At 60.2% G+C, this 19643-nt stretch carries 17 protein-coding genes; 11 read left to right on the top strand and 6 right to left on the bottom strand.

Annotated elements, in window-relative coordinates; genetic code table 11:
• Positions 1 to 57 precede the first annotated feature (57 nt).
• Both BV034_RS13480 and BV034_RS13475 read left to right on the top strand, forming a co-directional pair.
• The gene (locus BV034_RS13480) at positions 58 to 510 is read left to right on the top strand and encodes an SRPBCC family protein (protein WP_050027533.1); all 453 of its coding nucleotides are present in this window, start codon (positions 58 to 60) and stop codon (positions 508 to 510) included.
• Entirely contained in the window at positions 491 to 844 is a 354-nt protein-coding gene (locus BV034_RS13475; RefSeq protein ID WP_050027532.1) for a metalloregulator ArsR/SmtB family transcription factor, read from the top strand. Before BV034_RS13480 ends, BV034_RS13475 begins: the two co-directional genes overlap by 20 nt.
• Positions 845 to 1085: 241 nt before the next feature.
• Here BV034_RS13475 and BV034_RS13470 read toward each other — a convergent pair whose 3' ends face one another.
• Positions 1086 to 3326 carry a sulfatase gene (locus tag BV034_RS13470; protein WP_050027531.1) on the bottom strand — a complete coding sequence of 747 codons (2241 nt, stop codon included), beginning with the start codon at positions 3324 to 3326 and terminating at the stop codon, positions 1086 to 1088.
• 272 nt (positions 3327 to 3598) lie between these two features.
• Positions 3599 to 5158, bottom strand: a complete 1560-nt coding sequence (locus BV034_RS13465; RefSeq protein ID WP_050027530.1) for a N,N-dimethylformamidase beta subunit family domain-containing protein — start codon at positions 5156 to 5158, stop codon at positions 3599 to 3601.
• Positions 5159 to 5570: 412 nt separating this feature from the next.
• On the opposite strand from BV034_RS13465, the gene BV034_RS13460 reads away from it, so the two are divergent.
• A complete protein-coding gene (locus BV034_RS13460; RefSeq protein ID WP_050027529.1) occupies positions 5571 to 6503 on the top strand; it encodes an ABC transporter substrate-binding protein in 933 nt (310 codons plus the stop codon).
• 290 nt (positions 6504 to 6793) lie between these two features.
• Here BV034_RS13460 and BV034_RS13455 read toward each other — a convergent pair whose 3' ends face one another.
• A complete protein-coding gene (locus BV034_RS13455) occupies positions 6794 to 7729 on the bottom strand; it encodes a LysR family transcriptional regulator (protein ID WP_050027528.1) in 936 nt (311 codons plus the stop codon).
• 338 nt (positions 7730 to 8067) lie between these two features.
• Here BV034_RS13455 and urtA point away from each other — a divergent pair, with 338 nt between their 5' ends.
• The 6 genes from urtA (at position 8068) to fmdA (ending at position 14347) form a co-directional block, all read left to right on the top strand.
• Positions 8068 to 9297, top strand: coding sequence for an urea ABC transporter substrate-binding protein (gene urtA / locus BV034_RS13450; protein ID WP_038169991.1), 1230 nt, complete (start codon positions 8068 to 8070; stop codon positions 9295 to 9297).
• Between the two features lie 171 nt (positions 9298 to 9468).
• Positions 9469 to 10395, top strand: a complete 927-nt coding sequence (gene urtB, locus BV034_RS13445; protein WP_050027527.1) for an urea ABC transporter permease subunit UrtB — start codon at positions 9469 to 9471, stop codon at positions 10393 to 10395.
• A 39-nt stretch (positions 10396 to 10434) separates the two neighbouring features.
• The gene (gene urtC, locus BV034_RS13440; RefSeq protein ID WP_050027526.1) at positions 10435 to 11610 is read left to right on the top strand and encodes an urea ABC transporter permease subunit UrtC; all 1176 of its coding nucleotides are present in this window, start codon (positions 10435 to 10437) and stop codon (positions 11608 to 11610) included.
• The gene (gene urtD / locus BV034_RS13435; RefSeq protein ID WP_009962892.1) at positions 11607 to 12350 is read left to right on the top strand and encodes an urea ABC transporter ATP-binding protein UrtD; all 744 of its coding nucleotides are present in this window, start codon (positions 11607 to 11609) and stop codon (positions 12348 to 12350) included. Before urtC ends, urtD begins: the two co-directional genes overlap by 4 nt.
• 13 nt (positions 12351 to 12363) lie before the next feature.
• Positions 12364 to 13053, top strand: coding sequence for an urea ABC transporter ATP-binding subunit UrtE (gene urtE / locus BV034_RS13430; RefSeq protein WP_050027525.1), 690 nt, complete (start codon positions 12364 to 12366; stop codon positions 13051 to 13053).
• A 73-nt stretch (positions 13054 to 13126) separates the two neighbouring features.
• The gene (gene fmdA / locus BV034_RS13425; RefSeq protein WP_050027524.1) at positions 13127 to 14347 is read left to right on the top strand and encodes a formamidase; all 1221 of its coding nucleotides are present in this window, start codon (positions 13127 to 13129) and stop codon (positions 14345 to 14347) included.
• 562 nt (positions 14348 to 14909) lie between these two features.
• Here fmdA and BV034_RS36010 read toward each other — a convergent pair.
• Complete coding sequence (locus tag BV034_RS36010; RefSeq protein WP_265592966.1) at positions 14910 to 15035, bottom strand: hypothetical protein; 126 nt, start codon at positions 15033 to 15035, stop codon at positions 14910 to 14912.
• Positions 15036 to 15587: 552 nt separating this feature from the next.
• On the opposite strand from BV034_RS36010, the gene BV034_RS13410 reads away from it, so the two are divergent.
• Both BV034_RS13410 and BV034_RS13405 read left to right on the top strand, forming a co-directional pair.
• Complete coding sequence (locus tag BV034_RS13410) at positions 15588 to 16988, top strand: MFS transporter (RefSeq protein WP_050027521.1); 1401 nt, start codon at positions 15588 to 15590, stop codon at positions 16986 to 16988.
• Between the two features lie 542 nt (positions 16989 to 17530).
• A complete protein-coding gene (locus tag BV034_RS13405) occupies positions 17531 to 18352 on the top strand; it encodes a glycerophosphodiester phosphodiesterase (RefSeq protein ID WP_050027520.1) in 822 nt (273 codons plus the stop codon).
• Positions 18353 to 18785: 433 nt separating this feature from the next.
• Here the strand turns inward: BV034_RS13405 and BV034_RS13400 are convergent, their stop codons facing one another.
• Positions 18786 to 19193, bottom strand: coding sequence for a hypothetical protein (locus BV034_RS13400; RefSeq protein WP_265592965.1), 408 nt, complete (start codon positions 19191 to 19193; stop codon positions 18786 to 18788).
• A 71-nt stretch (positions 19194 to 19264) separates the two neighbouring features.
• Complete coding sequence (locus BV034_RS13395) at positions 19265 to 19591, bottom strand: hypothetical protein (RefSeq protein WP_050027518.1); 327 nt, start codon at positions 19589 to 19591, stop codon at positions 19265 to 19267.
• Between the last annotated feature and the right edge of the window lie 52 nt (positions 19592 to 19643).

Below are 19643 nucleotides of genomic sequence, written 5' to 3'. Positions count from 1 at the left end.
AACTAAAAGGTTGCGCATCTCAGCTCACTCGGTCATTATGCAACCGAAAGGTTGCCTATGTCTGACCAAATCAAAAAACAAATCGATATCCCCGCTTCTCGTTCCCGCGTCTGGCGCGCTCTCACGGACTACCGTGAATTCGGCGAATGGTTCCGGGTAAAATTGGAAGGCCCATTTGCAGTGGGTGAATCCGCGCGTGGCCACATTCTCTATCCTGGCTACGAGCATCTCATCATGGAGGTCGAGGTGCAGCAGATCGAACCCGAGCACCTCTTCTCCTACACCTGGCATCCCTATGCCGTGGATCCAGAGGTGGACTACTCCGATGAGGTCCCCACCCTCGTCGAATTCCGGTTGGAGGAAACGACCACTGGCACCCGTCTGACCGTCACGGAATCAGGCTTCGACAAGGTGCCTGCGCATCGACGCCTGGAGGCATTCCGCATGAACGAAGGTGGTTGGGAAGAGCAGGTCCAGAACATCCTCCGCCATGTCTCCGCCAACCCCTGACGCTCCAGTCGCTGTCGATCAGCTCCGGGCCTCGGTGTTTGCCGCTCTGGGAGATGTCACCCGCCTCTCCCTGGTGAACCGGCTGGCCGATGGCCAGCCGCGTTCCATCGCCCAACTGAGCGAGGGATATCCCCTCTCCCGTCAGGCCATCACCAAGCATCTCGGAGTGCTGGAGAGTGCCGGCATCCTTCACCGCGTCCGCTCCGGTCGCCAAAGCCTCTACGAGTTCGACGCCGGCCCTATGCGCGACCTCAGCAGCTATCTGGAAGCCGTGTCCCGTCAATGGGACGCCGCCCTGGGCAGATTGAAGGCCTACATCGCTGAGAATCCTTGAGGAGAACGAACTGACCGCGTGCTCAGGCTGGCTGCCAAAGAACCTGCCCAGCCGAAGCTCGAGCCGCCACCTCCAATGAACGCGAAGTGTCTTGGAGTACGGTGGCTCGAAGACGAACGCCCCACCCTATAAGGCGCACCCGCCCCGTTGAGCGGAGCGACCAACACCTCTTGTGGCACGCCCGCCGACCCCGAAAGGGTCGCGGCAAGTCACTCCCCGGCCACCACAGACCACCGCCCCATCACAATCTCACCGTCGGCTGGATGGCAAACTCATCCTGCCCGGCGAAGATGTCTTTGATGGTCATCTCCGTCTTCTGATCCGTGAAACGCTCCAGCGCCCCCTTCATGGTGGTGAACACATCCGGGAAGCTGGTCTTCACATCCCGCTCACAATGTTTGTCTGACTTCAGGTCAAACAGGCGGTAGATCGGTCCGTTCTGCCCCGGTGTCAGCACCAGCTTGAAGCGCTCCGTGCGCAAGGCCCGCTCCTTGGTCTTTAGCACGTCTTCCTGGTACTTGTCCTTGAGCACAAAGTGGAAGTCGAAGTCCGGGTCGATCATGGTCGTCTCGTCCATCGGGGGGATGTAGAGAGGCTCTTCCCCTGGGATCTTCCGGCGGAAGAACAGATAGCTGGTCTCTCCATACCAGGCCAGGGAGAGGTCAGCCTTGGCATCATTCAGATATGGCACGAGGCTTTTGCCCTCGAACCGGGCCTCGGCAGGCTGTCCCACCAGGTCCAACAGCGTGGGGGCGAAGTCCACCGTCCGCACCAGCTTGTCCACCGTGCGCCCCGTCAGAGCGGGATCCAGCCCTGGCACGCGCATCACCAGAGGGATGTTGTTGCTTTGGTCGCCGCCGTTAAACGTGAGGCCGTGGCCGAACGTCACATTGGGCTCAAAGAGGTCGTCCCCATGGTCACCGGTGATCATCACCACCGTGTTGTCCTTCAGCTTCGTGGCATCCAGCGCCCGGACGATGTTGCCCACGCAGTCGTCGAACATACGCACACAGCCGTCATAGATGCCATTGATCTGATCGACCTCCTTCTGGGGCAGCTTCTCCCACTTCTTGCCAATGTCCACGTCGCCAATAAACTCATCCACATTCAGTCCCAGCATGTGCTTGTGCGGGCCTTCATACTTGGGATCCGTCCAGAGCTCTGCGTACTCGCGAGGGGTGCGGTACGGCAGGTGGGTGCAGGAGTAGAAGGCAAAGATGACGAAAGGCTTGTCATCCTTCTCGCGACTCTTCAGCCGCTCAATGACCTGATTGGTCACCACGTCTGGCGTCATGAAGTTCGCAAAGGACTTCAGCTTGGGGAACAGCCAGTGACCCACCCGGTTGTCAAAGAACAAGGGCAAGATCTGATGGTGCAGATACACCACCTCGCTCATGTACACCTTGAAGTTGTCGAAGTCGGACACGATCACGTCCTTGAACCCCATGGGCAGTTCATTGAAGCCGCAGGCACACCAATCACCGATCACCGCCGTGTCGTAGCCCTGGGCCTTCAGCGTGGCCGCCAGCGCCGGCACATTGGCATTGGCCGTGTCCACCTGCTGCTTGTTGGGGAACATGTGCTGAATACCGTGCGTGTGGGGATACTGCGACGAGAACATCGTCGTCAGGCTCTCCAGCGTGGAGGCGATCGGCGTGAAGCACTTCGAGAAGTTCACCCCTTCCTTGGCCAACTTGTCGATGCTGGGAGAGGTGGGCCGGAAGTAGCCGTTGCAGCTCAGCCGGTCAGCGCGCAGCGAGTCCGAGGCGATGATGAGGATGTTCTTGGGCTTTAGCTTGGGAGGACCCACTTCCTCCACAGGTGCAGGCTCCCGCACAAACCCGTGGCCCGAGACCACAAAGGCCACCAGAATCGCAATCGGACCAATCACAGGCCAGGGGAAGAAACGCGGATTCTTCTTCCAGGCTCTGCGAAGCTCCAGTGCGTAAAAGCTCACGCAAATGGCCAGAGCCACTGTGGGGAAGATATAGAGCACAAAGAACTGCGCACCGCCTTGAATAGCGCCCCCAAACCATTCGCCGAACTTCCGGTACCCTTGGTCGAAGTAGCTGAAGTCTCCGAAGTACGGCTTGTTGAGCATCAGCCGGAAGATGAAGAACCCGTACAAGACTCCCGAGAACAGCAACGACCGCCAGACCACACCCCACCTGCCGAATGTCTGGAAACGTCGCCAGACCAGCACCAGCGGATAGATCACAAGCACGTACACCAGCGCCACCAGAAGGTAACCCTTGAGCACCTCCACGTTGCTCCAGAGCAGGTAAAACCAGTGGTCCACCATGGCCACCTCGGTGAATCGGTTGTTAAACGAGTAGGTATTGCCGGCGAAAGTCAGCAAGGCGTTCACATACAGGCCCACGAGCGTGGCCAGCACGGTGAGGACCACGAAACGAAAAACCGTCTTGCGGCTGATCTCCTTTCGGGAGGATGGGAGGGCGGCGGGCTCTGCAGTCTTGCTCATTTGGGGGGCGGGAGTCTGTCACGAAAGGTCCACGTGACGATTGCGTGACAATTGGCCAAAGTCAACCCCGGCCCTCAGAGCGGTTTCCCCAGCCAAGATGTTAATTTTCACTCACAAATCCACCTAACCAAGTCCCAACCAGCCACACATCTACCCCCAGAAATTCCGTCCTGCCGACAGATCAACCGAAGCTGTTCCTCGAAGAGGATGCGGCTATGAAGGAGTTGCGGCAGTCTGACCCGCCATCGCTATCCAGCACCCTTGCTCCCACCTCACCTCTCCCGCCCCAACGCCCTGGCCAGCACATTCTCCGTGATTCGCTGCACTCGCTCATCCACCCCATGAGGCCGACTCCAGTGCGACCACGGCAGCATGTGCCCCGGTGGACTGCTCAAGGCTTGCGGCCAAAAGATCGTCGCCGCATTGAAGACGATGTTCCCCTTCGGCCCCGGAAACACCGTCGCTGTCCAGTGGGCGGGAGTATCGCCACCACGCCAGGAGGTGCCCTCGGCCACCACCTCCAGCCCCGCCAGCTTGGCCGGAGCTCCATGGTGCTCCCAGCCCACCAATCCGGGAATGGCATCTCCCGCCTTCATTCCCGTTCCGGTAAACACCCAATGCTCCGGCTTGGTGCAGGTCCAGTCTCCCCCACCATTGAAGGGGACGATGGACCGGGCTCCCATGATCAGACTCTCATCCGGCCCCAGTCGCACCAGTTCCTTTGGGAACACTTTGCGCTCAGCTTCAATCTCCTCATCGGTCAGTCCGCCAAACAACCCAGCCCGGCTGATGATTCGCCCCGCCACTCCCTTCGCCGAAGGCTCGAATGGGCTCACCGCAAAAACGGAGTTCCCACAGAGCCAGAGCGCACTGGTGCCTCCCGCGATGGCCTGCGCCACCGACTGATACTGCTGCACATCCCAGTATTCATCGTGCCCCACGCTCAAAAAGGCACGGCATCGGGAAACATGACTGGGCAGCAGAGTGTCCACATTGGAGCCATACGTCACATCGTAGCCTTGCTGCTCCAGCCAGTAGGCCGCAGGAAACTCCCACAAGAGGTATTCTCCCGACCCCACCGACTGGGGAGCGTCAAAAATTTGCGCGTACTTGCCGTATGGCCGGTCAAAGCTCACCGCCACATCAAACGTATGCGCCGCCCGGGGATCGGTGTACAGCGAGTAATTGTCCGGCCAGCGATTGTAGGCCTGCCAGGTGTTGTCACTGCATTGAAAGAGCAGGTCCGCCTTGCGATCATCCTTCACGATGAAGATGACGTAGCTCTGCCACCACGGCTGGTCCTTCCCGCCAGGCAATGTGGTCAATCGCCCCAGATACACCCCGCTCAGCCAGTCCTCAGGAATGACCAAAGAGAGGGAGGGCTCCCAGCGGCATTCGCGAAGCCGCCGCGGCCCCACCTCGGGATCCGGCTGCATTTTGCCATCGATCGGCCCATAGGTCGCCATCAACCGCGCCCCCCGTCCGCCATAGTAGCCAGTGCGGAAGATCTCGAGCTTGAAGGGACACGCGGGCTTGGTGCTCACCATGATCTCCAGCGTTTCACCTGCTTTCACCGATTGCCGGGAGCAATACCCCTCGATCATCGGGGAACGGAATCCCTTGGTGCTGTCCAGCCGCACCCGGGTGAGCTGCCAGTCTCTTGCCCCCTCGCGAGTATTCTCCACCTGCACGGGATTCCGTTGAGCGTCAGACTTCGCCTCCTCTGAGGCAGCAACGACACTCCCGCCCCCTGTTGAAGACACCAGGGCTGTCGCCATACCGCCCGCCGCAGTGGCCGTAGTGCGGAGGAAATCACGTCGTTGGGGAGCCATGGCAAACAGATGGGATGAAACGCGGTTTATCAATACGGAACAGCAGTGTTGCGTCTGAGCCTCACCGCCCGTCATCCATACGCCGTCAAGGGGCAGACTTTGTCCATGGGTACAGGGAAATCACCCGACCGTCCGCCCTGTTTTTCCACACACATATGGATTCTTGAGCCTGAAGGCGGGAGACGCGATTCTGCGGCACACCCTCTGCTACCCTGCCCGGCGCACTCGTGGTTGAAACTCAACCGCAAGCCCTCTCACCTCACCTCACAACCCCCTTCGCATAGCGACCGGCCTTTTTTCAGGCAAAAGGATCGGCAGCTCATGTCCTCCGTCCCGCGTGTCTCTCGGCCAGACTCGTACTCAAGGTCCATGTCCATGACCACGCACCAACAAGCCCCAGACGGTCTCGTTCATGAACGCCCCTCTCACACTTTCCACTGGCTTTGTTCCTTCGCTGGAAGCGATTCCCCTTCTGGCAACCACCCGGGCCGTCGGCGGGCCCTGGCGCATGCACCCCTGTCCCAGCTATGGCCGGATCATTCGCCACCTCCTCACCGGTGAACTCGCGGCCGGGCTCATCCCCTGGGAACTCGGTGTCACGGAACTCGTCACCAAGCCCGGCCAAAAAGGCCAGTGGATGGTGCCGCTCGTCGTGCACGCCTGCCCCATGGAACTGGTGCTCACGCCCAAGGCCATGAAGACGGTCTATCCCCCACGGAACCGCAAGGCATCATCGGATTCCAAGCGGCTGGTCTTCGGCATCGAGGCCCGTTGCTCCCTCACCCGCTATCAGATCCTGACCTGGCAGCTACAGGTCGCCGGCAAGCTCCTCGATCCCCCCGCCTTCAAGGTTCTGCCCATGGAACTCCTGCGCAAGGGACTCGAAGCTGGCACCATCGACGGCATGGTGGCTCCCACCCCCTGGGGCATGCAGGCCGCAGCAGAAGGCAGCGGCAAGATCGACCCTGGATTCGAGCCTGGGAAGTACGCCCAGGAGGTGGCTCTCTTTTGCCAGCGGGATCTGGCAGAAACCTTTGCCGCCCTCCTGGCCGCCATGCCTGAACTCCTCCAGGCACAGCATGAGCGACTCGCCGAGGAATCCGAGTTCATGAAAGAAGCCGTCGCCATGGGCGAACTCGGCACCCCGCGTTGCGATCCCGCCCAGCTCCGCCAGGCCGCACGCCTTCACCTCCACGATGTCCCTCAGCGAGACTTCCAGCCCGACCACGCCTGGATCGAAAGGGAGCTCAAACTCCTCACCGAACGCGTCCCTCTCGGCGAGGGCCTCTTTGATCTCGAGGAAATGACAGAGCACCTGACGCCGACTTGTGGCGTGGCGAGGTAGCAGGGCGAAAAACTTCAAAATTCAAAGTTCAAACTCCAAGTGCCAGGTACAGGGTCCCCGCATCTGGCAATCTGATGCCGTCACATCCGCACCTATCACGCATTAGTCGGCAACGCTGCACCCGCAGTTCCTCTACGCATTCCGCCCTCATCCGCTTCAACGAACTTTCCGGGTTCATGAGATAACCGCGCCACCAAGCACCAAGAACCCCCGCAAGCCGCCCCACCGTCCTCCCACCAAAACACCCCCAACACCTTGACGAACTGCCCACTGACGGACTGACCCACCGGCTATTCCTGCGCCACCATCTCCACCAGGCTTAGAAACACCTCCGCCGCCCAGCTCAACTCCGTCTGGCCAGACCAATGGGCCGCACACGTCATCTGGGCCCGAGGGCCAGACATCTCCAGCGGAATCAGCTGGCCCGCCGCGACCAATCTCGATGCGGCACGCTCGGACAACAGCGCGATGCCCTGGCCTACGCGTGCCAGCTCCCGCACGGCCTCAATCCCGGGCAAATGCCACACCCTCGCATTCTGCCGTTGTCCGGTCGTCAGTTTCCGCTCCAGAAAACACCTCACGCTCGTCGCGCAGCTGGCCAGCATGGGCTGTTGCTCAAACACCGTCGCATCCACTTGCGGCCTCCGCGCCAGGGCGTGAAAACCTGCCACATACAGGCCCAGGGTATCCTGCACCAGATCCCGTCGCACCACCTCAGGTGAACTGCGGGCCTGCCAGGTAAGCAGAAGGTCCAGTTCCCCGGACATCAACTGTTGCAAGGCGCGTTCATCCTCGCTGTCACCCATCACTGGCTCAAAGATGGCCATGGGAAAACACTCCATAAAGTCTGGCAGCACCCGCGGCAACATGGTCACGCTGAAAGTCTCCGGCATGAGCACCCGCAGCTTGCGGGGATTCCCTTGCACGACCGCCACTTCCTTCCGCAGGCTGGCCATGCGATTGAGCACCTCCTCCGCCAGAGGCGTCAGGCGCATGCCCGCCCGGGTCAGCGTCACCCGCGGCCCGTGACGTTTGAAGAGATTGCAGTCAAACTCCTCCTCCAACGTCTTGATGGCATGGCTCACAGCCGAGGGTGTGAGATTGAGACGGTCCGCCGCCGCGACGAAACTCGACGTCTGGGCGGCAGCCAGAAAGACCTGGAGCCTGCGGGAATCGATGGCACCGGACTCGACCGGACTGGAGGTGGGGGTTTGAAGGACGCTCATCCGCAGCAAAATTCATGTTGCATCGTGGGACCCATGCCACCGCAAGGATGATGCCATGAGCGTGACAAGCTGCGTCAGCACCATCGCACTCTAGCAGATTCACACCTGCCATGCGGTGAAATCCGGCTCGACTCCATGTCGTCGCCACGGCCTCCCACGCTGAATTCTTTTCAGCATGTCACAGCTGGCACGGCAGGACAGCGGCACGCCCGGTGCTTGGTGATGCGTGCCAATCGAAATTACCGCCCCGGTCCATCTGGGACGGCTTTTGAGGAAGCCTCGATTCCCGGTCATTCCCGGATTCGATGAAACAGCAAACCGTCACCTAATCTAACTAGATGAAACAGCGAACTCCAAGTCTTCATCGCAGGTTGCTCCCGGTCGTCGGGCTGCTTGCGTTGTCTGCCATCACAGCCTCCGCCAAGCCGCCCACATCAGAGGTGAACACCACCGGTCTCGCCGTCACTGATGACACAGTGACGGTAGGCCAGCTTCACTCGGCCACGGGAACCATGGCCATCAGTGAAACCGGCTCCATCCAGGCCGAGCAGCTTGCCATTGACCAGATCAATGCCGCAGGCGGCGTGCTGGGCCGGCAGATCAAGGTCATCAAGGAGGACGGTGCCAGCGACTGGCCCACCTTCGCTGAAAAGGCCAAGAAGCTCCTTGTGAGTGACAAGGTCGGCACGGTGTTCGGATGCTGGACTTCCGCCTCCCGCAAGGCGGTGCTCCCCGTCTTCGAAAAGGAGAACGGCATGCTCTACTACCCCACCTTCTATGAAGGCCTGGAGCAGTCCAAGAATGTGATCTACACCGGCCAGGAGGCCACGCAGCAGATCATCGCTGGCCTGGACTGGATCGTGAAGGAAAAGAAGGCCAAGACCTTCTACCTCATCGGTTCTGACTACATCTGGCCCCGCACCTCCGCCAAGATCGCCCGCAAGCACATCGAGAATGTGATCAAGGGCACCGTGGTGGGTGAGGAGTACTACGCGCTGGGTCACACCCAGTTCGGTTCGCTGATCAACAAGATCAAGCTCAAGAAGCCGGATGTCATCTACGCCATCGTCGTGGGCGGTTCCAACGTGTCCTTCTACAAGCAGCTCAAGGCCGCCGGCATCACCAGCGCCAAGCAGACGCTCCTCACCATCTCCGTCACGGAAGATGAGGTGCTCGGCATCGGCGGTGAGAACCTCGTGGGCTTCTACTCCGCGATGAAGTACTTCCAGAGCCTCGATAACGAGAACAACAAGACCTTCGTGAAGGCCTTCAAGGACAAGTATGGCGCCAACAGCGTGATCGGTGACGTGACCCAGGCCGGCTACCTCGGCCCCTGGTTGTGGAAAGCAGCGGTGGAGAAGGCCAACAGCTTCGACATCGACAAGATCGCCGCCGCCTCCCCTGGTCTTGAACTGACCACCGCCCCTGAGGGTTATGTGAAAGTACACCCCAACCACCACCTGTGGAGCAAGCTCCGCATCGGCCAGTGGGGCACAGACGGCCAGGCCAAGGTCCTCTATGAGTCCGAGCTGATCGAGCCCGATCCGTTCCCGAAAGGCTATCAATAAGCCACCCCATTTCTCCGCCCTCCCTGCACGCCGTGGCTGTTCGCCTGAAAGCGGTCACGGCTCATGCAGGGGGCGGCGGAGACCCTTTTCTTTCTCTCTGCCCCTCTTTCCTTTTGCTCCGCCCGGCCCTCCGGCGCGCTCACCCTCCCCCACATTCAACTTTCTCCACCTATGGAATCCTACAGTTGGGAAGACCTCCAGAACATTTTCCTCATGCAGGGCTTCGCGGGCATCAGCCTCTTCAGCGTGCTGCTGCTGATGGGCCTCGGGCTCGCCGTCATCTTCGGCCAGATGGGCGTCATCAACATGGCCCACGGTGAATTCATGGCTCTAGGAGCCTACACCGTCTATCTCTGCTCCACTCTTACCGCGGAGTACGCCCCCTCTTTCGGCCCCTACTACTTCGTGGTGGCCATCTTCATCGCCTTCATCGTCTGCGCCCTCGTCGGGGCGGCGGTGGAGTGGCTCATGATCCGGCGTCTGTATCACCGGCCTCTGGACACGCTCCTGGCCACCTGGGGTCTCAGCCTCATCATGCAGCAGACCTTCCGCTCCACGTTCGGTGCCCGTGAGGTCACCCCCACGCTCCCTGAGTGGCTCATGGGTTCCTACTCCCCCAAGGAGGGGCTCGACATCCCCATCAACGGCATGTTCGTCCTCGGGCTCGCCATCGCAGTCTCCTTCGCGCTGCTGCTCTTCATGTACAAGTCCTCCTTCGGTCTGCGTCTGCGCGCCACCGTACAGAACCGCAAGATGAGCGGTGCCGTGGGAATCAACACCAACTCGGTGGACCGCCTCGCCTTTGCGCTCGGCTGCGGCATCGCCGGCATCGCCGGTGCGGCCTTCACCACCATCGGCTCCACCGGACCGGACAGCGGCAGCCGCTACATCGTGGATGCCTTCCTCGTCGTGGTCTTCGGCGGTGCCGCCAGCCTCATGGGTTCTCTTGCCTCCGCCTTCGGCATCGCCCAGGCACAGTCCATCCTCGAGTTCTTCCTCGAAGGCACCAAGGGCAAAGTCGCCACCCTCCTGGTCATTGTGGTTGCCCTCATGATCCGGCCCCAGGGGCTCTTCCCCAGCAAGGTTCGCGCCCACTAATCCCATGCGACTCAGCCCCCCTCACCCATCCACTCAATCATGATCTTCTTTCGAACGCTCTTTAAAACCAAGGGAGAAGCCATCTCCTTCGCGGTGTTCGTCGCGCTCATCGCGATCATCCTCCCGCTGGCCCTGCCCATCTTCCGGCTCAACCTGGTGGGCAAGTACCTCAGCTACGGCTTCGTCGCCATCGGCCTGGTGCTGCTCTGGGGACGCTGCGGCATCCTCAGCCTCGGCCAGGGGGTTTTCTTCGGGCTCGGCGGCTACTGCATGGCCATGTTCCTGAAGCTGGAGGCGTCAGATCCTGTTAGCACCTCGATCCAGACGACGCCTGGCATTCCGGACTTCATGGACTGGAACCAGATCACCCAGCTCCCCTGGTTCTGGGAGCCGTTCAAGAGCTTCACCTTCGCCTCGTGCGCCGTGTTCCTCCTGCCCGGTCTCATCGCCTTCATCATCGGCTGGGCCATGTTCCGCCGTCGGGTGGGTGGCGTGTACTTCGCCATCATCACCCAGGCCATCGCCCTCATCCTGTCTCTCGGGATTGATGGCAACCAGGGCTTCACCGGGGGCCGAAACGGCATCACCGACCTGAAGACCCTGCTGGGCTGGGACATCCGCACCACCGGAGCGCAGTACACCCTGTACTTCCTCTGCGTCTTCCTCCTGCTGGCCAGCGCCCTGCTTGCCAAGTACATCATCAACACCCGCTTCGGCCGCGTGTTGATGGCCATGCGGGATCGCGAGGACCGGGTGCGCTTCTCCGGCTATGACGTCGCCATGTGCCGAACCTTCGTGTTCGCCCTGGCGGCCATGCTCTCCGGTCTGGGAGGGGCGCTCTTCGTCCTGCAGGTGGGTTTCATGTCGCCCTCCCTGGTGGGCATCATCCCCTCCATCGAGATGGTCATCTTCACCGCCGTGGGTGGACGCCTCTCCGTCATAGGAGCCATCCTCGGATGCCTCATCGTGAACTTCGGCAAGACGGCCTTCTCTGAGGCCTACCCGGATGCCTGGCTCTACCTCATGGGCGGCACCTTCATCGCCGTGGTCATGTTCTTCCCCGATGGCCTGGCTGGCATCCTCGACAAATCCGGCACCCTCAAGGCGAAGCTCAGCACCCTGGGCACAGGTTTGATGAAAAAACTCAAACCCGCCGAGTCCGCTGAAAAAGCATCCGCCGCCGTTGCAGAAATCCCCAAGACCGCTGAACCATGAGTGACCGCAATTTCGTCCTGGAAGTCGAAGACCTTGGCGTCTCGTTTGACGGCTTCAAAGCCGTGGATGGCTTCAACTTCTACCTGAACCGCAACTCCGTCCATGTCATCATCGGCCCCAACGGGGCTGGCAAGACCACCGTGCTGGACCTCATCTGCGGCAAGACCCGCGCCACCAGCGGCAGCATCCGGTTCAAGGACCGGGAGCTCCGCGGCACGCGGGAGTACAAGATCGTCCGCCTCGGCGTGGGCCGGAAGTTCCAGAACCCCTCCATCTATGAGAACCTCACGGTGCTGGAAAATCTGGAGCTCTCCCACCCCACCGGCCGCGGCGTCTTCGGCTGCCTGTTCTTTCGGCGAACCCCGGAGATCATGGGCAAATGCCTCGAGATCGCGGAGCAGATCGGCCTCGCCGACAAGCTGGACACAGAGGGCGGCATCCTCAGCCACGGCCAGAAGCAGTGGCTGGAGATCGGCATGCTCCTCATGCAGAACCCGGAGGTCATCATGCTGGATGAGCCCGTCGCTGGCATGAGCGTGCGCGAGCGCCAGGAGACCTCCCAGCTCATCCGCAAGATCAGCCAGAACCGCTCGGTCATCGTCATCGAGCACGACATGGAGTTCGTGAAGGAGATCGCCGACCGCGTCACGGTCATGCACATGGGCAAGGTCATCTCTGAAGGCTCCATGGAGACCGTGCAGAACGACCCCAAGGTCATCGAAGTGTACATCGGCCATTAACCCGCCTCCCAACATGTTTGACGTCAAGAATCTGCAAGTCGCCTACGGCCAGAGCGTCGTCATCCCAGACCTCACCTTCAGCGCTGCCGAAGGTGAGATCGTCGGGATTGTCGGCCGCAATGGCATGGGCAAGACCACCCTCTTCCGCAGCCTCATCGGCATGATCCCCACCGTGTCGGGTAAAGTCACTGTGGGCACCTCAGAGATCACGCACAAGCCCTCCTACAAGCGGGTGGCGGAGGGCGTCGCCTTCGTCCCTCAGGGCCGCATGATCTTCCCCTATCTCACCGTATATGAGAACCTCATCTCCGGCGTGAAGGGCAGTGTTAATGAAGAGGACGTGAACGAGATCTACGCCCTCTTCCCCGTCCTGCGCGACATGAAGGGACGCAAGGGCGGCAACCTCTCCGGCGGTCAGCAGCAGCAGCTCGCCATTGGCCGGGCTCTCATGACGAAGCCGCGCGTCCTGCTTCTTGATGAACCTACCGAGGGCATCCAGCCCTCCATCATCAAGGACATCTCCCGCAGCCTGCGCGAGATCCGCGACCTCAAAAAGCTCACCATCATCGTCAGCGAGCAGGTTCTCAGCTTTGTGCTCGATACCTGCGACCGCATTGCGGTGATCGACAAGGGCAAGCTCATCCGGGAGGACAAACGCGAGTCCGTCGATGCCTCCAAGATCAAAGCCATGCTTTCTGTCTAGCCGCTGCCTTGCCCTGCCCTCCACCAACCCAATCCCCCCAAAACAGACAAGTAACTACGCCCAAGCATACGTCATGAAAACACTGATCAAAGTAGACCTTAACGCCACGCCTGAATCACAAGACTACCTTCACAACCGCTGGCACCCGGATCTGCCTATGGTGGCCTATGTCAAACCCGGCGACGAGTTCCGCGTCGAGTGCATCGACTGGACCGGAGGCCAGATCGTCAATGACGACAAGGCCAATGACATTCTAGACGTAGACCTCTCCAAGGTGCACTACCTGAGCGGCCCCATCGGGGTGGAAGGTGCGGAGCCGGGCGATCTCCTTGTGGTGGATATACTGGACGTGGGCGTGCTTCCAGAGTCCGCCTGGGGTTTCACCGGCATCTTCGCCAAGACCAACGGTGGTGGTTTCCTCGTTGACCACTATCCAGATGCCCGCAAAGCCTGTTGGGACTTCCACGGCATCTACACCTCCTCCCGCCACATCCCCGGCGTGGAATTCGCTGGCATCATGCACCCCGGCTTGATCGGCTGCCTTCCCTCCAAGGAACTGCTCGACACCTGGAACGCGCGCGAGAAAGAGCTCTACGACACCGAGCCTGATCGCGTGCCCGCTCTTGCCACCCTCCCCTATGCCCCTACCGCCCACATGGGCAAGCTCAAGGGCAGCGAAGCAGCCACGGCCGCGGCCGAAGGCGCCCGCACCGTGCCCCCCCGCGAACACGGTGGCAACTGTGACATCAAGAACCTTACCAAGGGCTCCAAAGTTTACTTCCCCGTCTATGTGAAAGACGGCGGCCTCTCCATGGGAGACATCCACTTCAGCCAGGGGGATGGGGAAATTACTTTCTGCGGTGCCATTGAAATGGCCGGCTACCTCGACCTCCGCGTCAGCCTCATCAAGGGCGGCGTGGCCAAGTACGGCGTTGTGAACCCCATCTTCGAGCCCAGCCCGCTCTCCCCCGAATACAAGCGCCACCTCATCTTCGAAGGCATCTCCGTGGACGAGAAAGGCCAGCAGCATTACCTGGATCCGCATGTCGCCTACCGCATGGCCTGCCTCAACGCCATCGAGTACATGAAGAAGTTCGGCTACACCGGCGAGCAGGCCTACGCCATCCTCGGCACCGCCCCTGTCGAAGGCCGCATCAGTGGCATCGTGGACATCCCGAACGCCTGCGCCACCCTCTGGCTGCCCACCGAGATCTTCGACTTCGACATCCGACCGAATGCGGACGGACCCTCCATCAAGGTACCCCCGGGCGTGGATCTCGCGTCCGTCGTCTAGTCCCGTCCCTCGTCTCAAGCTTCTCAATCACCTCTCCCCCTCCATCAGCCATGCCTGTTTACGACTACACTTGCCAAGAATGCGGCGACTTCGTCCTCTTCCGCACGGTCGAGGAACGCAATCACGCCGCCAACTGCCCCTGTTGCCAGGGCGTCGCCCAGCGATTCATCAGTGCGCCCAACCTCGCCCTGATGAACCCCGTCAAGCGCCGCGCCCATTCCGTCAACGAGCGCAGTCGGCACGAACCCCGGGTCAGCAACGCCCACCAGTGCAGCTCCCGCTGCGGGTGCGGCACCCCAGGCGGAACCAAGATCCGGCCCGACCGGAAGAAAAAAACCCGCCTCGGCGTCATGCAAACTCAAAAAAGTGGGTCACGCCCTTGGATGTTGGGTCATTAGAGAATGTCAGTGTGTAGTTAGGTGAGAAAAGCAAAAGCAAGCCGGATGCCTCTGTGAGGGGGCATCCGGCTATTTTTTTGGGCCTCCTGAGGTCAGCCAAGGAAGCCGAAGTCCCCCGTGTGTTCAAGATCCGACCTCCCCGGCTTCCGAAGGAGGCATCGTGATCAACTACTACGACCGATGTGGAAGCAGGTGTAGGGGCCGGGGTCTGCCAGGGCCGCGTCTGTCAGGGCCGCGTCTGTCAGGGCCGCGTCTGTCAGGGCCGCGCCTGCAGGGGCCGCGTCTGCCATGGCCGCGTCTGCCAGGGCTGGGTCTCCCTCCCCGATGCCGGAGGCATTACAGCCATTAGCCGGACGGTTGAAGGAGCGTAGCGACTGATACCTCCGGGAACAGCAGAAGAGATTCACCATCCCGGAGGGATGGCAGCAAGGTCCTCAAACCTGGAGAAAACCCAACCTTCCCCGTCGGCCTCCCATCCGGAATGCTTGACCGCTCCCCCAAACCTCCCCGCCACTCGCACCCCTCACGCGATGCCAATCCCCGAAGGGGATTTCTACCACAGCCCAAGGTTGGACGAGCTTCAAGCGAGTCAACCTTGGGTACCGCACCCGAGCGAACCTCAGATGCGAAGGCCAACACCATCTCCTTCCTCCTCACTGCCTTCAACACCCCACGTCCCTCCACCGCAGACCTCCCAAAAACCGCAATAGTTCTCTGCATTCCCCTCAGGTCTGACGTCTGGTGTCTTCTCGTCTTTCGTCTCCGGCTTCGCCGGAACTTTGTGCTTCCCATCTGGATTCCTCCCGATAGCATCGCCGCTTTCCCGCCGTTTGGTCCAGCTCATGTCCTCCGCCACGTCCGCTTCCCCTTCCCCGCCCTCGGCGCTCGACCGCGCTCGCAAGAAGGCTTTTTACCGGATCATTCCGCTGCTGTTCATCAGCTACATGATCGCCTACGTGGACCGGCAGAACGTGGCCGTGGCCAAACTCACCATGACCAAGGACCTCGTGGGGTTCACGGATGCGGTCATCGGCTTTGGCGCAGGCATCTTCTTCATCGGATACTTCCTTCTGGAAATCCCCGGCTCCCTCATCGTGGAGAAGTGGGGGGCCAGGCGCTGGATCAGCCGCATCATGGTCACCTGGGGCATCATGGCCGCACTCACCGCCGCCGTGCACACGCCAGTTCAGTTCTACACCGTCCGGTTCCTGCTTGGCTTGGCAGAAGCGGGCTTTTTCCCGGGAGTCATCGTTTACCTCACCCACTGGTTCACGGATCGGGATCGCTCCAAGGCGTTGGCCATGTTCCTCGTGGCGACCCCGTTTGCCCAGATGGTCAGCCCGAAAATCTCGTACCTGCTCCTGAAGATCGGCACCACCGAAGTCGTCAACGGCCAGACCATCACCCATCCCCTTGTCTTGGGGATGACCGGTTGGCAGTGGGTGTACGTCTTCTGGGGCATCCCGGCAGTCATGATGGGCTTGATCGTGTTCTTCATCATGAAGGACCGGCCTCGTCAGGCCTCCTGGCTGACCGATGAAGAGAAAGAAGCCCTCGAAAGCGAGTTGGAGCGCGAACGGGCCGTGAGATCCCGCGGCAAGCGCATGAAGGTCACCGAAGCCCTCCGCCACCCGAAAGTGCTGCTGATGGCATGGGCCTACTTTAGCATCGTCACCTGCAGTTACAGCATCGAGTTCTTCATGCCCAGCGTGCTCAACGACTGGTACCACATGAATCTCAACACGCTCACCTGGCTCATCATCCTGCCCCCAGCGCTCGCGCTCGTCGGTCAGTTGGTGGGAGGCTGGAGCTCCGATCACTTCCAAGAACGCCGTCTTCACGCCTGCTTGCCCATCGTCGTGGGTGCCACCGCCTTGGCTTGTGCTCCGATGACCCAGGGCAACCTGCCTCTCACGGTGGCTTGTTTCATGATCGGATTTGCCGGGTTCAAGACTTACATGCCCGCCTTTTGGTCCCTCCCCAGCACCTTCCTCACCCAGGCCGCAGCAGCGGGCAGCATCGGGCTGATCAACTCCTTCGGGAATCTGGGTGGCGCACTGGGCCCTTACATCATGGGCAAGGTGAAGACTGTCACCGGCTCGTTCGTCGGCGGCCTCTACTTCATCAGCTGTTCCATGCTGCTCTCTGCCATCATCATCTACTTCCTCGGACTCGGTGTCCGGAAGAAGGAGAAGGAAGAGGCAGAAGAACAAAAAGTGTTGGATGGCCTTCCGGAGAAATAGGAAATTGCCAGGGCAGTTACAAGGCTCCACCGGATTGGTGGTGCACCAACAACGAAGCGCCTGTTGGCAGGTTCAGAGGGAATTACGCCAACGGCCTGGCATAATGTAGACACCCAGGGTCAGACCGCGAAGCGGTCGCCACCCTGGGTGGCCCCAGAATAAATCGCAATGCCATCAGGAAATAGGATAGCCTTGCTGTTTTTGCCTTGGTGAGCCCCGGAGTCGCGATGGAACATCCACTATGCCAGTGGCAGATTTGCCGTTTAAGAAGGACCAAAGGTCCGGATTCATGACAGCCCTGGGCAACGCCCAAGGAATAGATGCCCCAATGACCCACTGAGGGCTGCAGGTCCGGCCTCATCAAGCCTGCCTACCAGCATCCCTGAATGCCCCGGGCCTACTGCCCTCAATCTTTTCAAACACCCATAACCTTGGGCGATGCCCCAGGCTGGCATCACTCCGGGCAATCACATTCCCGCTTTCACCGCTGCAAATCATAACCGGCTCGATAAGGAAAGCTTCGGGGCAGCGTTTCCTTCACTATGAAGTTATCTTTTCACGCTGTCCTTCTTACCGGTGCCTGCCTGCTCTTGGGGCTGAAAGCAGACGCCTTTGCCCAGGAGAAGAAGCCGTTCCATTTTGCCCACCGTGGCGGAGCGCACGAGTTTGAGGAAAACACCCTCTTTGCCTTCAAAAGCAGCTATGACAAAGGCCTGCGCGGCTTTGAGCTGGACGTCCGCATGACCAAGGACGGCGCACTCGTGATTCTGCACGATGACTCCCTGGACCGCACCCACAACGGCACGGGTCCAGTCGAACAGTTGAACGCCGACGCCGCTGCCAAGATCACCTCCAAGAAGCAGAACGAACCCCTGCTCTTCCTGGACCAGCTCCTCGACTACCTCAAGGACAAGCCGGGCATGTACGTGGAGTTTGAGATGAAGACCAGCAACAAGACCCTGTATTCAGATGCAGTTATTGATGACTACGCGGCCAAGGTCTATCGCAAGGTCACCGCTCACGTCCCGTCAGGCTCCAGCTACGTCTTCACGTCCTTCGATCAGCGCCCCCTCATCGCTCTGAAGAAGATCGATCCCAAGGCAGACATCATGCTGATCAAAGGTGGCCCCCTCACCCCTGAGCTGATGGAATCCGCCAAAGCCATCGGCTCCAAGCGAATCGCCGCAAAGATGGAAGGCACCACCCGCCTCGCTGTCAAAGAAGCCCAAAAACAAGGCTTCATCGTCACCGGCTGGCCCGGCCGTGATCTCAATGACTATTTCCTCGGCCTCGGCCTGGGCGTCGATGCCATCTGCACCGACATCCCCGTGCAGGTGCAGGAGTACATTGATAGTAAGAAGTAGCCGATTCGCGCATGCGCGTCGGCTCAACAAGATACAGCATCCACGAGGAGGTCGTCTCAGTATCCTCATAACGACGTCCTCCACGCCAACGGCGTGATACAAAACAGCCCGGGGTCAGACCGCGAAGCGGTCGCCACCCCGGGTGTCGATGGGATAGCGCTGGAACTCCAAGGGAAGTTCTACACACCGTACAGTCAACTCGGAGACGATCCTCCTGCATTCGGTGGAAACCTCAGGGATGCGGCAAGAGTCTGTAGAACTCACTTCGGAGTTCCGGCTCATGTTCCCATGCACCCAGGGTGGCGGCTCGCCCCTCGCCTTACCCTGGACTACTTTGTATGACGCCCTTGGCGTCCAGGCTTCACGCCACTGAACAGTGCCACCTGCGAGGACTGCCGTCCTTTCGTTCATCACGCGATTCAACGCCAACCCGTCATTCAGCCCCCACCCCAGCTCTCGGTCGACTCGCCTGAACGAAGAAAGCACTCAAGGCAACAACACTTCCCATCAGCATGACTGTGGGAATAATGATCATGAGATGAAAATCCCCGCGCCGCCACCACATGGCGAATCCCCAGGTCCAGACTCCCGTATACAGCATCGCAATACCAAACAAGCCCCACGAAACGAGGCGACTGCCCTGCGCCTTCCTTCTCCCACGCCAGAACGCAGTCAGCGGCAACCCGAACCCGCCGACAGCCAGTCCCAAATAGAGGCTGAACCAGCGAACATCGCTCCAAAACTCTTTGCGGAGCCAGTAGTCCCACCCCTCTTTGGGAGTGCTCTCAAACCTGGCCAATTGGGAGGAGCTTTCGAAAGTGACGATGTAGCCCAGCCACAAGAGGACCACCGAGGCCAGGAGACAAAGAAACGAAAGCAGAAGCGCGACAACTCTCATGATGGTGGGATTTCCTACGGAAGTTCCTTCTGTGAAAAGTGATCGCAGTCGGCATCTGAAATGGAACGAAGGTACGACACAACAAAAGTCGCAGCCTGTTCCACAGTATGCGCAATGACCGCCTCCGAAGAAGACTTCATGTCGCTGTGCTCCATAAAAAAGGGGCAGTTGTAGGTGGAGGACTCGATCTGAATATCGCGGGCGACAGCCGGAAGACGGAACCACCACAAACCGTCGTCATCCGCCCCAGGATGGCTCACCTGAAGTTGCACCACCTCCACCTGCGGGATTGCCGAGCGAACCACCTTAACTACGGCATCAATGTCATGGTGTTCCATCATATTCAGAATCTTAGCCTACGTGATGAAGTCCTGACGACGCAAGCCCATGGCT

This window comes from Verrucomicrobium sp. BvORR034 (assembly GCF_000739635.1).
Taxonomy (GTDB): domain Bacteria; phylum Verrucomicrobiota; class Verrucomicrobiia; order Verrucomicrobiales; family Verrucomicrobiaceae; genus Verrucomicrobium.
The sequence above is the reverse complement of the archived record's forward strand: the minus strand, read 5'-3'. Positions and strand labels throughout refer to the sequence as shown.

What these genes read in the sequence shown, in the direction of transcription:
- BV034_RS13470 (WP_050027531.1), bottom strand. Translation starts at nt 3,326, where the DNA reads ATGAGCAAGACTGCAGAGCCCGCCGCCCTCCCATCCTCCCGAAAGGAG.
- BV034_RS13460 (WP_050027529.1), top strand. Translation starts at nt 5,571, where the DNA reads ATGAACGCCCCTCTCACACTTTCCACTGGCTTTGTTCCTTCGCTGGAA.
- urtB (WP_050027527.1), top strand. Translation starts at nt 9,469, where the DNA reads ATGGAATCCTACAGTTGGGAAGACCTCCAGAACATTTTCCTCATGCAG.
- BV034_RS13410 (WP_050027521.1), top strand. Translation starts at nt 15,588, where the DNA reads ATGTCCTCCGCCACGTCCGCTTCCCCTTCCCCGCCCTCGGCGCTCGAC.
- urtE (WP_050027525.1), top strand. Translation starts at nt 12,364, where the DNA reads ATGTTTGACGTCAAGAATCTGCAAGTCGCCTACGGCCAGAGCGTCGTC.
- BV034_RS13480 (WP_050027533.1), top strand. Translation starts at nt 58, where the DNA reads ATGTCTGACCAAATCAAAAAACAAATCGATATCCCCGCTTCTCGTTCC.
- BV034_RS13455 (WP_050027528.1), bottom strand. Translation starts at nt 7,729, where the DNA reads ATGAGCGTCCTTCAAACCCCCACCTCCAGTCCGGTCGAGTCCGGTGCC.
- BV034_RS13405 (WP_050027520.1), top strand. Translation starts at nt 17,531, where the DNA reads ATGAAGTTATCTTTTCACGCTGTCCTTCTTACCGGTGCCTGCCTGCTC.
- BV034_RS13395 (WP_050027518.1), bottom strand. Translation starts at nt 19,591, where the DNA reads ATGATGGAACACCATGACATTGATGCCGTAGTTAAGGTGGTTCGCTCG.
- urtD (WP_009962892.1), top strand. Translation starts at nt 11,607, where the DNA reads ATGAGTGACCGCAATTTCGTCCTGGAAGTCGAAGACCTTGGCGTCTCG.
- BV034_RS36010 (WP_265592966.1), bottom strand. Translation starts at nt 15,035, where the DNA reads ATGGCAGACGCGGCCCCTGCAGGCGCGGCCCTGACAGACGCGGCCCTG.
- BV034_RS13465 (WP_050027530.1), bottom strand. Translation starts at nt 5,158, where the DNA reads ATGGCTCCCCAACGACGTGATTTCCTCCGCACTACGGCCACTGCGGCG.
- urtA (WP_038169991.1), top strand. Translation starts at nt 8,068, where the DNA reads ATGAAACAGCGAACTCCAAGTCTTCATCGCAGGTTGCTCCCGGTCGTC.
- fmdA (WP_050027524.1), top strand. Translation starts at nt 13,127, where the DNA reads ATGAAAACACTGATCAAAGTAGACCTTAACGCCACGCCTGAATCACAA.
- urtC (WP_050027526.1), top strand. Translation starts at nt 10,435, where the DNA reads ATGATCTTCTTTCGAACGCTCTTTAAAACCAAGGGAGAAGCCATCTCC.
- BV034_RS13475 (WP_050027532.1), top strand. Translation starts at nt 491, where the DNA reads ATGTCTCCGCCAACCCCTGACGCTCCAGTCGCTGTCGATCAGCTCCGG.